This window comes from Aeromicrobium tamlense (assembly GCF_013408555.1).
Taxonomy (GTDB): Bacteria; Actinomycetota; Actinomycetes; order Propionibacteriales; family Nocardioidaceae; genus Aeromicrobium; species Aeromicrobium tamlense.
Map to the genome: position 1 here is coordinate 789,463 of NZ_JACBZN010000001.1, position 13,222 is coordinate 802,684.

Genomic DNA, 13,222 nt, shown 5'->3' on the forward strand with positions numbered 1-13,222 from the left:
GTCAGCCCAGGGCGGCCTCGATGTCGGCCCACAGGTCCTCGACGGCCTCGATGCCGACGCTGAGCCGGATCAGTCCCGCGGGGATCGTCTCGGGCTCGGCGGGGAAGCGGCGACGGCGCTCCCACGTGGACTCCACGCCGCCGAGGCTGGTCGCGTGCGTGATGACGCGGCTGGACTCCGTCGCCCGCTGCGCGTGGTCGGCGTCGTCGACGACGAAGCAGACCATCGAGCCGAACCCGGGGTAGCGGACCTCGGCCACGGCCGGGTGCGCCTTCAGCCGGTCCGCGAGCACGGCGGCGCTGGCCTCGGCGCGGTCGAGTCGCACGGCCAGCGTGCGCACGCCGCGCACGGCCAGGAAGCACTCGAGCGCACCCGGGATCGCGCCGTGCAGCGACCGGTGGTCGTGAAGGCGTTCGTACAGCGTGTCGTCGCCGGTCGCAAGGACGCCGAGGACGAGGTCGCTGTGGCCGCCGAGCAGCTTCGAGGCGGAGTGGGTCACGATGTCGGCGCCGTAGGACAGTGGACGGTCGCGCAGCGGCGTGCGGAAGGTGTTGTCCACCGCGACGAGCGCGCCCGCCTCCTTCGCAGCCGCCACCAGGGCGGGCAGGTCGCCGACCTCCATCGCGGGATTGGTGGGCGACTCCAGCCAGACCAGGTCCGCTCCGGTGAACGCGTCGATGCTGCCGGCGGTGTCGGACGGGTCGATGAGGCGCACCTCGTACGGCCCGCTCTGCACGAGGCTCGTCGTGCCGTTGTAGCCGTGGCGGGGGAGCACCACGACCGCGCCGGGCTCCAGCAGGCCGAGCGTGGCCGCCGCGGTCGCGATGCCGGAGGCGAAGGCCAGCGCGCGGCCACCCTCGAGCTCGCCGACGACGCTCTCGAACGACTCGTACGCCGGGTTGGCGTGCCGCCCGTACTCGAACGCGCCGCCCGCGTGGAACGAGCTCGCGAGGGTGATGGGGGCGTTGAGCGGCGCGCCGGGCTCGTGAGCCGGGCGACCTGCGATGACGGTCACGGTGTCGGGCTGCATGGTTCCAGTGTCACAGGCGGGTAGAGTCGAGCCGATGCGCACCACGATCGCCGTCGTCTTCGGAGGCCAGTCCAGTGAGCACGGCGTCTCGTGCCTGACCGCGCGCGAGGTCCTCGCCGTGATCGATCGCGACCGCTACGACGTCGTCCCCGTCGGCATCACGCCCGACGGCCGGTGGGTCGAGGAGACCGCCGTGTGGGACGACCTCGAGCCCGGGGCGCTGCCGTCGGTCCGCGACGGTTTCCCGCCGTTCTCGTGGGACCGCATCCGCGACCTCGACGTCGTCTTCCCGCTGCTGCACGGCCCGTGGGGCGAGGACGGCACCGTCCAGGGCCTGTTCGAGCTCGCCGGCGTCCGCTACGTCGGCGCGGGCGTCTTGGCCAGCTCGGTCGGCATGGACAAGCCGTTCACCAAGACCGTCTTCTCGGCCGCCGGACTGCCGCAGCTGCCCTACGTGACGATCCAGCCGTGGGAGTGGGACGCCAAGCGCGACCGCGCCGAGGCGCGCATCCACGCGCTCGGGCTGCCGGTCTTCGTCAAGCCCGCGCGCGCCGGCTCCAGCTCGGGCGTCACGCCCGTCCACGACTGGGACCAGCTCGAGGACGCCGTGCTCACCGCGCGGAAGTTCGACCCCAAGGTCATCGTCGAGTCCGCCGCGCACGGCAAGCGCGAGGTCGAGTGCGCGGTCATCCAGGACGAGCGCGGCATGCCGATCGCCAGCGAGGTCGGCGAGATCGTCGTGGCCGAGGACACCGACCACGAGTACTACGACTTCGAGGCCAAGTACCTCGACGGCACGAGCACCAACGTGGTGCCGGCCGACCTGTCCGAGACGATGCGCCAGCGCATCCGCGAGTACGCCCTCCAGGCGTTCGACGCGATCGGCTGCGAAGGCCTCGCCCGCGTGGACTTCTTCCTCACCGACAGCGTCGGCGGGGGACTCGTCATCAACGAGATCAACACGATGCCGGGGTTCACCCCGTTCTCGATGTTCCCCAAGCTCTGGGCCGCCTCCGGCGTGGACTACCCCGAGCTGGTCGAGCGCCTCATCCAGCTGGCGCTCCAGCGCCCCACCGGCCTCCGTTGATCCCGAGATCTGCTCCATTTTCCACTTCTGAACCCGGCTGAGACGTAGAAGATCAAGCACATCTCGCCCGTTGGAGGGCGTCGACGACTCGACGGAAGACCATCGTCGGGTTCGCGAGGTCGGCGACGGTGACCACGACGACCCGCCAGCCCTCGGCTTCCAGCAGCTCACGCCGACGCAGGTCGTGCTGACGCTGCCGCGCGTCGCGCTCGTGCTGCCAGCCGTCGTACTCGACGACGACCCGCTCCCGGCGGTAGACGAGATCGCCATAGGCGAGGAATCCGCCGTGGGCGTCGGCGATGAGGCCGTTGAGCTCCGGCTCCGGGAGACCTCCGAGGACCAGGAGGAGCCTCACGCGCGTCTCCTGTGGTGAGGCCGAACCTTCGCGGACCCACTCCATCGCCCGTCGCGCCCGCTGCACGCCGTCGAAGTGCACGGCATGGACGAAGCCGAGGAGGTCGAGGCGCTCGACGATCCCCTTCGCGATCATCCAGTCGCCGACGACGACCAGCTCCTGCCAGGACAGCACCGTCCCACAGTCGACGAAGGTGCGAGCAGCGCCGACCAGGCGGAGTCCGTCGACCTCCTCGAGGAACAGCGAGCCCTGGAAGCGGTGGACACGGTAGCCGTCGGCGGTCCGATCGATCCGGCGCCGGGTGGCCAAGTGCACGGGGGAGGCGGACCGTAGGTCGAGGCCGCGCCACGCGAGGTTGCTCGTGTGACTCAGACCCGCACCGTCACCGAGCCAGGCCAAGCCCGCCAGCGCCTCCAGCTCGAAGGAGGACTCCATGGTGGCGTAGCGGTACCAGCCGGGGGCAACGCTGACGCAGCGTGGGCCGGCGAGGACGCGGTCGGTCAGTCCGGCAGCGAGCGCCTCGCGTCGACTGAAGACGGTCTGGTGGAACTGCTCGGGAAGAGGGGAGAGCCGTGGCATGCCCGACAGGCTGCCGGGAGCGGCGGGCCTCGGCGCAGCTCATCCACAGCACCCCGCACGCGCACAAGATTTGCTCCTTTTTCGACGTTTCAGACCCTCTGAAACGTCGAAAAAGGAGCAAATCTCGGGAGGGGCGGAGGTCAGATCCGGACGACGGGGCAGGTCAGCGTGCGGGTGATGCCGGGGACGCGCTGGATCTGCGAGACGACGAGGGATCCGAGCTCGTCGACCGAGGGACCCTCGGCGCGGACGATGACGTCGTAGGGACCCGTGACGTCCTCGGACAGCTCGACCCCCTGGATCTGGGCGATCGCGGCGGCGACGTCGGCAGCCTTGCCGACCTCGGTCTGGACGAGGATGTAGGCGTGAACGGCCATCGGGGACGTCCTTTCTTCCGGGCCATGACACGCTACCGCAGTCCCCGGGGTCGGGCGCATGCGGCTGAGACAATGACGTCGTGAGCGAGCAGACGATTGCGGAACTGGGCGAGTTCGCCCTGATCGACCTCGTCCGGGGCCGCCTGGGCACGAGCGACTACGTGCTGGTCGGGCCAGGCGACGACGCGGCCCACATCGCCACCGCCGACGGCACCTACGTGACCGCGACCGACATCCTCGTCGAGGGACGTCACTTCCGCCGCGACTGGTCCACCGCGGCCGACATCGGTCGCAAGGCGGTCGCCGCGAACCTCTCCGACATCAACGCCATGGGCGGGGTGGCCACGGCGCTCGTCGTCGCGTTCGCCGCGCCCGGCGACACCCCGGTCAAGTGGGTCGCCGACCTCATCGGCGGCATGGTCGAGGAGTGCGACAAGGTCGGCGCCAAGATCGTCGGCGGCGACATGTCCGCGGCCGACCAGATCGTCATCTCGATCACCGCGCTGGGCGACGCCGAGCGTCCGGTCACCCGCTCGGGCGCGCAGGTGGGCGACCAGGTCGCGTACGCGGGCACCCTGGGCCTCGCGTCGGCGGGCTACGGCGCCCTGAGCCGCGGGTTCCGCTCGCCCAAGGCCGCCGTCGACGAGCACCGTGCCCCGCACCCGCCGTACGCCGCCGGACCGGCCGCCGCGGCGGGTGGAGCCACGTCGATGATCGACATCAGCGACGGCCTGCTGGCCGACCTCGGCCACGTCGCCCGCGCGAGCAAGGTCGCCATCGATCTCGACCCCGCGTCGTTCCCCATCCTCGACGCCGTGCAGACGGTCGCCGGCGCGCTCGGCGGCGTCGACCCGCTGCGGTTCGTGCTGGCCGGCGGCGACGACTACGCGCTGGCCGCCACGTTCCCCACGAGCGCGAGCCTGCCCGAGGGCTGGACCCGCATCGGCGTCGTCAAGGCGGGGGAGGGCGTCACCGTGGCCGGCGCGCCCTACGAGGGCGGCACCGGCCACAAGCACTGGAACTGACGGCTTCGCCGTCGGGGCACTGGAACTGACGGCGTCGCCGTCGGGGCCCTGGAACGGACGGCGTTGTCGTCGGGGCACTGGAGCCGATCAGTCCTGGATCCGCGCGAAGGGCGCGGCGGCCTCGAGCTCGAAGGCCAGCTCCAGCAGCGTGCGCTCGTCGCCGTGGTCGGCCGAGAAGTGCAGGCCGAGCGGCAGATCGGTCGAGGTGCGTCCCAGCGGCAGGCTGATCGCCGGACCGCCCGAGGCGTTGTTGAGCGGCGTGTAGGCCACGTACGTGCGCAGCCGCTCGAACGCCACGTCGAACTCGACGCCCGGATCCAGCCAGCCCAGCTCGGGCGTCGTGTGCCCCAGGACGGGACTCAGCACGACATCCCGGTCGGCGAAGATCTCCCCGTACGCGCGCGCCGACCGCTTGAGGGCGACGATCGCGCCGGGAGTGCGCCAGAAGGTGCGCAGGAACGCCCGGGCCAGGCCGTGGGTGAACGGGTCGACCCGGCTGCGGTCGAAGTCGCGGGACAGGACGAAGCGGCCGGCGTAGTCGAGCGAGAACGCCAGGGTGCGCCAGTACTGCACGAAGTGGCGCTCGAACGCGGCGTCGACCGGGATCGGCATCTCGACGACCTCGTGGCCCAGTGACGCGACGAGGTCGGCCACGCGCCGCAGCTCCCGCAGGCTGTCCGCGTCCAGCGGCGCCCCGCCGAGCGTCTCGGTGACGAGCCCGACGCGAAGGCGGCGCGCCGCGGGTCCCTCCACGAGACCCACCTTGGGCAGCCGGGGGACCGGGCGGTGGCGCTCGGCGGCGGCGAGGAACACGGCGGTGTCGCGCACGCTGCGGGTCAGCACGCCGTTGGCGACGATGTCGAGCGGCGCGTCGGCCATCTCCTTGGCCGGGGCGAGCCGGTGGCGCGTGGTCTTCAGTCCGACCAGGCCGCAGGCCGCCGCGGGAATCCGGATCGAGCCGCCTCCGTCGTTGCCGTGCGCGATCGGCACGACGCCGGCGGCGACCAGCGCGGCCGAGCCGCCCGAGGAGGCCCCGGAGGAGTAGGCGGGGTTCCACGGGTTGCGCGTGGGCTCGCGGTCGACGAACTCCGTGGAGGCGGTGAGGCCGAAGGCCGGCAGGGTGGTCGCCCCGAGGACGTTGACGCCGGTGGAGAGGAACTGCTCGGTGAAGGGCTCGTGCCGCTCGGCGGGCTCGGGCGGGACGGCCGCGGAGCCCTGCTGCGTGGGCAGGCCCTTGAAGTCGGTGTTGTTCTTGATCAGCGAGGGGACGCCGGCGAACGGCGCGCCGTCGGGCGAGGTCTCTTCGGCGCGGACGATCGCACGGGCCCGGTCGTCGTGGCTGATCCCCTGGAGCGTCGGGTTGACGCGGTCGAGGCGAGCCAGGGCGGCCTCGAGCACCTCGGAGCGGCTGGCCTCCCCGGAGGCGATCAGCGCGGCGACGCCCACCGCGTCGTGATCGGCCAGGACGTCATCGGTGAAGGCGTGGATGCGGGTCACCCCGCGAGAATAGACAACGGCGGCCCGAGGGCCGCCGTTGTCTATGAAAGATCTGAACGTCTCAGCGCGAGACCTTGCCGGCCTTCAGGCAACCGGTGCAGACGTTGAGCCGCTTCGGGGTGCCCTCGACGACGGCGCGGACGCGCTGGATGTTCGGATCGAAACGACGCTTGGTGCGTCGGTGCGAGTGGGACACGTTGTGGCCGAAGCCCGGTCCCTTGCCGCACACATCGCAGACGGCTGCCACGGCGACCACTCCTGAACTCGTTCGGGGGAAAAATACAACCTCTCGAGCATACCTGACGCGACACGGCCAGCGCGAATCGAGTCCGACCACGGCCCGATAGTCTCGACCCATGGCCCTGCGGATCAGCACCGAGCGCTTCGACGCGTGGGCCCGTCTGTGCACCCGGCTGCTGGCGGAGTCGCGCGACGAGATCGACGCGCTGAACGTCTTCCCGGTGCCCGACAGCGACACCGGCACGAACGCCTACTTCACCTTCGTGGCGGGCGTCGAGGCGATCGACGCGCTCCCGGCCGACACCTCGCCCCTCGACCTCATGCGCACGTTCGCCGAGGGCCTGCTGATGGGCGCCCGGGGCAACTGCGGCACGATCCTGGCCGAGCTCGTGCGCGGCTCGCTGCGCGTCCTGCGAGGCTGCGTCGACGGGCTCAGCGCCGACGACGTCGCCGGAGCGCTGGAGGCCGCGTCCGCCGCCGCCTACGCCGCCGTCGGCCGGCCGCAGGAGGGCACGATCCTCACCGTCGCGGCTGCCGCGGCGAGGGCCGCCCGCGAGGCCGCCACCAACGACGACGACCCGAAGCGCGTCTTCGACGTGGCGTCCGGCGCCGCCCGCGAGGCGCTCGCGCTGACGCCCACGCAGTTCGAGCGGCTGGCGCGGGCCGGGGTGGTCGACGCCGGCGGCCGCGCGCTCGTGGTCGTCCTCGACTCCGTCGCCTTCGCGCTCACCGGCCGCACGCCCACCCCGCGACCCGCCACCGTGCCCGTCCCGATCGTCGAGCCCGGCGCCGACCTGGGGGAGGACGGTCCGTCGTACGAGGTCATGTACCTGCTGCGCACCGCCGACGACCGCATCCCCGAGCTGCGCACCGCGCTCGAGCCGCTGGGCGACTCGCTCGTCGTCGTGGGCGGCGAGGGGCTGTGGAACGTGCACGTCCACGTCGACGACGTCGGCGCGGCGATCGAGGCCGGCATCGCGGCCGGGTCCCCGTTCCGGATCTCGGTCACGCACTTCGCCGAGCAGATCGCGCGTCCGGCCCGGCCCGCCGGCGGCCGCCTCATCCTCAGCGCCGTCACGGGTCCCGGCCTCGCCGAGCTCACCCATCGTGCGGGCGGCACGGCGCTGCACTTCGCGCCCGACCGGTCGCTCACGGTGGCCGAGGTCGCCGCCGCGATCGACGGCAGCGGCGCCGACGAGGTCATCCTGCTGCCCAACCGCGCCGGCCACATCGCGATGTTCGAGGCCGCCGCCGCGAAGGCCCGCGACGCCGGGGCCCGCGTGGCGGTGCTGCCCACCACGGTGCAGGTCCAGGCCCTCACCGCGCTCGCGGTGCACGACCCCGGACGGCCGTTCGACGTCGTGGTCGTCGCGATGTCCAACGCGGCAGGCGCCACGCGGCACGGCGCGGTCACGATCGCGGCCGAGGACGGTATCACGATGGCCGGGCCCTGCAGCGCCGGCGACGTGCTCGGCGTCGTGAACGGCGACTTCGCGATCGTCGGCTCCTCGCAGGTCGACGTCGCCTTCGACGTGCTCCAGCGGCTCGACCTCGCCACCGCGGAGATGGTCACGCTCGTCACGGGCCGCGACTGCGACGCCGCCACGAGCGAGAAGATCGCGGCGCGCGTGCAGCAGGAGGCGCCGCACGTCGACGTCGAGACGATCGAGGGCGACCAGGACACCTACCCGCTCTTCCTGGCGGTGGAATGACCGCGATCGACTTCGACACCCGCCTGTCCAAGGTCGTGGGGGACTCGGCCAAGAAGCTCGAGAAGGCGTTCGGGCACCGCACCGTCGGCGACCTGCTGCGGCACTTCCCGCGCCGCTACATCGACCTCGAGCACCCCGACTCGTTCGAGGACCTCGAGGAGGGCCACGTCGTGGCGTTCGTCGCCACGGTCCTCGACGTGAAGAAGCTCCCCTTCCGCAACAACCCGCGCAAGTTCCGCGTGGTCGTGACGCTGTCGGACGGTCGCGCCACGATGGAGGCCGTCTTCTTCAACCAGTACGCCGTCTCCAAGACGCCCGTCGGCAGCCAGCAGCTGCTGTCGGGCGAGGTCTCGGTCTACCAGGGGCGCCTCCAGCTGGCCTCGCCCCACATGCGCGAGCTGCCCGAGGGCAAGACGCTCGCCGACCTCGGTCGTGGCGGCGGTGCGATGCCGATCTATCCGGCGGGCGGGGGCCTCACCACGTGGGACGTCGAGCGCGCCGTCACGGTGGCGCTCGACGTCGTCGACGTGTTCCCCGAGCCCATCCCGGCCGCGGTCCGGTCCGAGCGCGGCCTGCTCGACGCGCCCACGGCCTACGAGTACATCCACCGTCCGCGGAAGCGCTCGGACTGGGTGTTCGCCCAGACCCGGCTGCGCTTCGAGGAGGCGTTCGAGGTGCAGGCGGTCTTCGCCAAGCGCCGCTCCGACTCCGCGCAGCGGCGCTCGCTCGCGCGGCCGGGGCGCGGCGACGGCATTCGCGTGGCGTTCGAGCAGCGGCTCCCGTTCCAGCTCACCGCGGGTCAGGCGCAGGTGGCCGCCGAGATCGACCAGGACCTCGCCGCCACCCATCCCATGCACCGGCTGCTGCAGGGCGAGGTCGGCTCGGGCAAGACCATCGTCGCGCTGCTGGCGATGCTGCAGGTCGTCGACTCCGGCGGCCAGGCGGCACTGTTGGCACCCACTGAGGTGCTCGCGACCCAGCACCACCGCAGCATGGAGCGGATGCTCGGCGACCTGGCGAAGGGCGGGATGCTCGGCGGCGCCGACGAGGCCACCCGGATCCGGCTGCTCACCGGCTCGATGGGCGCGAAGGCCCGCCAGCAGACGCTGCTCGACATCGTCTCGGGCGAGGCCGGCATCGTGGTCGGCACGCACGCGCTGCTGGAGCAGACCGTGCAGTTCGCCGACCTCGGCCTCGTCGTCATCGACGAGCAGCACCGGTTCGGCGTCGAGCAGCGGTCGGCCCTGTCCGACCGCGCGGCGGCCGCGGACGGCGTCAGCCCGCACGTGCTCGTCATGACCGCCACCCCGATCCCGCGCACCATCGCGATGACCGTCTTCGGCGACCTCGAGGTCTCCACGCTCCGCGAGCTGCCCGCCGGGCGCCAGCCCATCCAGTCCAACGTCGTGCCCGTCGCCGAGCAGCCGGGGTGGCTCGAGCGGGCGTGGCAGCGCGTGCACGAGGAGGTCGGGCGCGGCCGTCAGGCCTACGTGGTCGTCTCGCGCATCGGCGAGGCCACGGCCGACGACGACGTCGAGCCGCCGCCCGACGACGACGCCGAGGAGAAGCGCCCCACGGTCGGTCTCGTCGAGCTGGCCGAGGCGTTGGAGCAGGGGCCCCTGGCGGGCCTGCGGCTCGGGAGGCTCCACGGCCGCATGCCGCCCGACGAGAAGGACGCCGTGATGTCCGCCTTCGCGGCCGGCGACGTCGACGTGCTGGTCGCGACGACCGTGGTCGAGGTGGGCGTCGACGTCCCCAACGCCACGATGATGATCGTCATGGACGCCGACCGCTTCGGCGTCTCGCAGCTGCACCAGCTGCGCGGGCGCGTGGGCCGTGGGTCCGAGCCCGGCCTGTGCCTGCTCGTCACGGGGTCGCCGGCCGGCACGTCGGCCCGCGAGCGCCTCGCCGCCGTGGCCGCCAGCACCGACGGCTTCGAGCTGTCGCGACTCGACGTCGAGCTGCGCCGCGAGGGTGACGTCCTGGGCGCGCGCCAGTCGGGCGTCCGCTCCAGCCTCAAGCTGCTGTCGGTCGTGCGCGACGAGCAGATCATCGCCGACGCGCGCGACGCCGCCGTGGCCGCGCTGGACTCGGGTGACGTCCCGCCCGACCTCGAGGCGTCGATCCGCCGCCTCGAGGAGTCCGAGCGCGCTGAGTACCTGGAGCGTGCATGAGCGAGCGCCAGCGAGCGAGCATGCGGCTGTCGATGCCGTCGCCGTCGTACCGTGCGTCCTTCACGGCGGTGACGGCATGACGAGGATCATCGCCGGCCGCTGGGGCGGCAGGCGGCTGGCGACGCCGCCCGGCGACGGCACCCGTCCCACCTCCGACCGGGTGCGCGAGTCGATGTTCGCCTCGCTCAACTCGCTGCTCGGCGGCTTCGACGGGGTGCGGGTCCTCGACCTCTTCGCCGGCTCGGGCGCTCTGGGGCTCGAGGCCGTGTCGCGCGGCGCCCAGCACGCCGACCTCGTCGAGTCGAACGACCGCGCGGCCCGCACGATCCAGCGCAACGTCGCCGACCTGAAGGCGCCCGCCCGCGTGCACAAGGTCACCGCCCAGCGGTTCGTGGCCGCGCCGGGAGGTCCGTGGCACCTCGTGTTCCTCGATCCTCCCTACGCCGTCACGACCGACGAGGTGGCCTCGATCGTCGCCGCGCTGCGGCCGTCCCTGGCCGAGGACGCCGTCGTCGTGGTCGAGCGTTCCAGCCGCGATCCGTTCGCCTGGCCCGAGGGGTTCGACGCGCTGCGGGACAAGGCGTACGGCGAGACGCGGCTTTGGTACGGTCACTGACATGACGCGCGTGGTGTGCCCCGGTTCCTTCGATCCCGTCACGAACGGCCACCTCGACATCATCGAGCGCGCCTCGTTCCTGTTCGACGAGGTCGTCGTCGTGGTCCTGGTCAACGAGAGCAAGGCCGGGCTGTTCCCGATCGAGCGCCGCATCGAGCTGATCGCCGAGGCGACCGCCGAGATGGAGAACGTCACCCTCGACTCGTACGCGGGCCTGCTGGTCGACTACTGCGCCCAGAACGACGTCCAGGCGATCGTCAAGGGCCTGCGCGCGGTGTCGGACTTCGACTACGAGCTGCAGATGGCCCAGATGAACGGCAACCTCACGGGCATCGACACGGTCTTCATCCCCACGTCGCCCGACTACACGTTCATCGCCTCGAGCCTGGTCAAGGAGGTCGCGCGCCACGGCGGCGACGTCAACGGCCTCGTGCCCAAGCACGTGATGAACGCTCTCGACGAGGCCTTCGGTCACTGACCCGTCACTGCACGGGCGAGCGCGGCTCCCAGCGCCGTCCGAGGTGACTCCCGCGGCGGACCGCCTGGTTCCCGAAGCGCGCCGCGACGCGGTCGAGCGTCTGGTCGAGCGCCGGGTCGGCCTCGTCGTCGAGCGGCAGCACCAGCTGCGCGCCATGGTCGTCGAGCCCCGACAGGGCGACGCCCACCAACGTGATGCCGTCGCGGTCGATCTCGTCGCGGCGCGACGCGAGCAGGGCTCGGGCGACCTCGGAGATCACCGAGGTGCTCTCGGTGGGGCGGGGGAGCGTGCGCGAGGAGGTCGAGCGGCGGAAGTCGCCGAACCGCAGCCGCACCGTGACGGTCGCGGCCGTGCGCCCGGCCCGGCGCATCCGTCGGCCCACCTTGTCGCACAGCGCGAGCAGCGCGAGGTCGGCGGCCTCGAAGCGGGCCCGCCCCAGCGCGTGCTGCGCGCCGATGGACCGGCGCGACGGCGCGGACTCGACCTTGCGCGCGTCGCGACCGTGGGCGAGGGCGTGCAGGTGGTGGCCGGCCGCGCGCCCCACGATCGCCGAGAGCTCTGCGGGGGAGAGCCGCGCGACGTCGGCCACGGTGCGCAGGCGGGCGGCGCGCAGCTTCTCGGCCGTGACGTCGCCCACGCCCCACAGCCGCTCGACGGGCAGCGCGTGGAGGAACTGGAGCTCGTCGTCGAGGGGGACCACGAGCAGGCCGTCGGGCTTGGCGAGCGTGCTGGCGACCTTGGCGAGGTACGGCGTGCGGGCGAGGCCGACCGAGATCGGCAGGCCGGTCTCGGCCTGCACGCGGCGCCGCAGCTCGCGCGCGATCGGCAGGGCCGGACCGCGCAGGCGCCGCAGGCCCGACACGTCGAGGAACGCCTCGTCGATCGACAGCGCCCGGACCAGGGGAGTGGTGTCGCGGAAGATCTCGAAGACGGCCTTGCTGGCCGCGACGTAGGCCTCGAAGCGCGGCGGCACGACGACCGCGTCGGGGCACAGGCGCAGCGCCTGGCGCCCACCCATCGCGGTGCGGACGCCGCGGGCGCGGGCCTCGTAGGAGCCCGACAGGACCACCCCGCCACCGACGATGACCGGCCGCCCCCGCAGCGCGGGGTCGTCGCGCTGCTCGACCGAGGCGTAGAACGCATCGAGGTCGGCGTGCAGGATGGACCCGAACGGGTCCGGTTCCACCGTCTCCACCCTCCGACCTTCGCACCGAGGACTGACGGAAACCGACGCCGCCACCGACCGCGATTCGCGTCCGCGAGGCGCGGCGGGGTAGGATCGACGCTGGCCCGTTTGCGGGCCGTGATCTTCTGATGCACTCGATGAGGGGCTGTTGTGACTTCGGGACCGTTCGTGTTCGACACCTTGGTGTTGGGACGTCGACCCGGGACCGAGAAGTCGTACGACCTCGTCCTCGATGCACCTGCTGATCTCGGCCTGGACGTCTTCGGTGTTCCTGAGGGATCGCCCATCGAGCTCGAGCTTCGGCTCGAGGCTGTGATGGACGGTGTCCTCGCCACCGGGACGGCCTCGGCCCATGCTGTCGGAGAGTGTGTGCGCTGCCTGATCGGCGTCGAGAGCGATCTCGAGGTCGACTTCCAGGAGCTCTACCTCTACGACGACGCGGGCGAGGACGAGCTGGAGCTCGAGGACGACCTGCTCGACCTCGAGCCCGTCCTGCGGGACGCGGTGGTGCTCGCACTGCCGCACAACCCGTTGTGTGATCCGGAGTGTCCGGGACTGTGCCCCGAGTGCGGGGTGCGACTCGCGGACGATCCCGAGCACACACACGGTGAGGCGATCGACCCGAGATGGTCGGCGCTGACCCAACTGACCGAACGACCTGAGGAGTAACCGTGGCCGTCCCGAAGCGGAAGATGTCGCGCAGCAACACCCGGCACCGCCGTTCTGCCTGGAAGACGACGGCTGTCGCCACCGTCGACTGCGCCAACCCCGCCTGCAACGCGAAGGTGATGTCGCACCGCGCCTGCGCCGAGTGCGGCCAGTACGGCGCGCGCGGCGAGCGTCGTCAGGTCCTCTGACCTGCACGA

Annotated in this window: 14 protein-coding genes; 8 read left to right on the plus strand and 6 right to left on the minus strand. The window is 72.2% G+C overall.

The window, feature by feature from the left end:
- Nucleotide 1: 1 nt before the first annotated feature.
- On the minus strand, nucleotides 2–1,030 hold the full coding sequence (locus BJ975_RS04010) for a trans-sulfuration enzyme family protein (protein WP_179423871.1): 1,029 nt from the start codon (nucleotides 1,028–1,030) through the stop codon (nucleotides 2–4).
- Between the two features lie 34 nt (nucleotides 1,031–1,064).
- Between BJ975_RS04010 and BJ975_RS04015 the strand changes: the two genes are divergently transcribed.
- Nucleotides 1,065–2,117, plus strand: a complete 1,053-nt coding sequence (locus tag BJ975_RS04015) for a D-alanine--D-alanine ligase family protein (RefSeq protein ID WP_179423872.1) — start codon at nucleotides 1,065–1,067, stop codon at nucleotides 2,115–2,117.
- 52 nt (nucleotides 2,118–2,169) lie between these two features.
- On the opposite strand, the gene BJ975_RS04020 is transcribed toward BJ975_RS04015, so the two are convergent.
- Both BJ975_RS04020 and BJ975_RS04025 read right to left on the minus strand, forming a co-directional pair.
- Nucleotides 2,170–3,051, minus strand: a complete 882-nt coding sequence (locus BJ975_RS04020; RefSeq protein ID WP_179423874.1) for a DUF559 domain-containing protein — start codon at nucleotides 3,049–3,051, stop codon at nucleotides 2,170–2,172.
- A 140-nt stretch (nucleotides 3,052–3,191) separates the two neighbouring features.
- A complete protein-coding gene (locus tag BJ975_RS04025; protein ID WP_179423876.1) occupies nucleotides 3,192–3,428 on the minus strand; it encodes an Lrp/AsnC ligand binding domain-containing protein in 237 nt (78 codons plus the stop codon).
- Between the two features lie 80 nt (nucleotides 3,429–3,508).
- Between BJ975_RS04025 and BJ975_RS04030 the strand changes: the two genes are divergently transcribed.
- Nucleotides 3,509–4,453: a thiamine-phosphate kinase gene (locus tag BJ975_RS04030; protein WP_179423877.1), complete on the plus strand. Its 945-nt coding sequence runs from the start codon at nucleotides 3,509–3,511 to the stop codon at nucleotides 4,451–4,453.
- 87 nt (nucleotides 4,454–4,540) lie between these two features.
- On the opposite strand, the gene BJ975_RS04035 is transcribed toward BJ975_RS04030, so the two are convergent.
- Nucleotides 4,541–5,950, minus strand: coding sequence for an amidase (locus BJ975_RS04035; protein ID WP_179423879.1), 1,410 nt, complete (start codon nucleotides 5,948–5,950; stop codon nucleotides 4,541–4,543).
- 61 nt (nucleotides 5,951–6,011) lie between these two features.
- Nucleotides 6,012–6,197: a 50S ribosomal protein L28 gene (gene rpmB / locus BJ975_RS16655; protein ID WP_078701430.1), complete on the minus strand. Its 186-nt coding sequence runs from the start codon at nucleotides 6,195–6,197 to the stop codon at nucleotides 6,012–6,014.
- 109 nt (nucleotides 6,198–6,306) lie between these two features.
- Here rpmB and BJ975_RS04045 point away from each other — a divergent pair, with 109 nt between their 5' ends.
- From BJ975_RS04045 to coaD, 4 genes are read left to right on the plus strand one after another with little or no spacing between them, the layout of a single operon-like run.
- Nucleotides 6,307–7,902 (plus strand): DAK2 domain-containing protein, encoded by a 1,596-nt coding sequence (locus BJ975_RS04045; RefSeq protein ID WP_179423881.1) that lies wholly within the window; start codon nucleotides 6,307–6,309, stop codon nucleotides 7,900–7,902.
- Entirely contained in the window at nucleotides 7,899–10,076 is a 2,178-nt protein-coding gene (locus BJ975_RS04050; RefSeq protein WP_179423883.1) for an ATP-dependent DNA helicase RecG, read from the plus strand. The genes BJ975_RS04045 and BJ975_RS04050 overlap by 4 nt, the downstream gene beginning before the upstream one ends.
- Nucleotides 10,069–10,692: a 16S rRNA (guanine(966)-N(2))-methyltransferase RsmD gene (gene rsmD / locus BJ975_RS04055; RefSeq protein ID WP_325064595.1), complete on the plus strand. Its 624-nt coding sequence runs from the start codon at nucleotides 10,069–10,071 to the stop codon at nucleotides 10,690–10,692. Before BJ975_RS04050 ends, rsmD begins: the two co-directional genes overlap by 8 nt.
- Nucleotide 10,693: 1 nt before the next feature.
- A complete protein-coding gene (gene coaD, locus BJ975_RS04060) occupies nucleotides 10,694–11,170 on the plus strand; it encodes a pantetheine-phosphate adenylyltransferase (RefSeq protein ID WP_179423886.1) in 477 nt (158 codons plus the stop codon).
- 4 nt (nucleotides 11,171–11,174) lie between these two features.
- Here the strand turns inward: coaD and dinB are convergent, their stop codons facing one another.
- Entirely contained in the window at nucleotides 11,175–12,365 is a 1,191-nt protein-coding gene (gene dinB, locus BJ975_RS04065; RefSeq protein WP_317628207.1) for a DNA polymerase IV, read from the minus strand.
- A 159-nt stretch (nucleotides 12,366–12,524) separates the two neighbouring features.
- On the opposite strand from dinB, the gene BJ975_RS04070 reads away from it, so the two are divergent.
- Nucleotides 12,525–13,025, plus strand: a complete 501-nt coding sequence (locus BJ975_RS04070) for a YceD family protein (RefSeq protein WP_269302873.1) — start codon at nucleotides 12,525–12,527, stop codon at nucleotides 13,023–13,025.
- A gap of 2 nt (nucleotides 13,026–13,027) precedes the next feature.
- A complete protein-coding gene (gene rpmF, locus BJ975_RS04075; protein WP_179423890.1) occupies nucleotides 13,028–13,213 on the plus strand; it encodes a 50S ribosomal protein L32 in 186 nt (61 codons plus the stop codon).
- Nucleotides 13,214–13,222: the final 9 nt, after the last annotated feature.

Coding starts and splice junctions, on each gene's coding strand:
- BJ975_RS04010 (WP_179423871.1), bottom strand. CDS start 1,030: ATGCAGCCCGACACCGTGACCGTCATCGCAGGTCGCCCGGCTCACGAG.
- BJ975_RS04015 (WP_179423872.1), top strand. CDS start 1,065: ATGCGCACCACGATCGCCGTCGTCTTCGGAGGCCAGTCCAGTGAGCAC.
- BJ975_RS04020 (WP_179423874.1), bottom strand. CDS start 3,051: ATGCCACGGCTCTCCCCTCTTCCCGAGCAGTTCCACCAGACCGTCTTC.
- BJ975_RS04025 (WP_179423876.1), bottom strand. CDS start 3,428: ATGGCCGTTCACGCCTACATCCTCGTCCAGACCGAGGTCGGCAAGGCT.
- BJ975_RS04045 (WP_179423881.1), top strand. CDS start 6,307: ATGGCCCTGCGGATCAGCACCGAGCGCTTCGACGCGTGGGCCCGTCTG.
- BJ975_RS04050 (WP_179423883.1), top strand. CDS start 7,899: ATGACCGCGATCGACTTCGACACCCGCCTGTCCAAGGTCGTGGGGGAC.
- coaD (WP_179423886.1), top strand. CDS start 10,694: ATGACGCGCGTGGTGTGCCCCGGTTCCTTCGATCCCGTCACGAACGGC.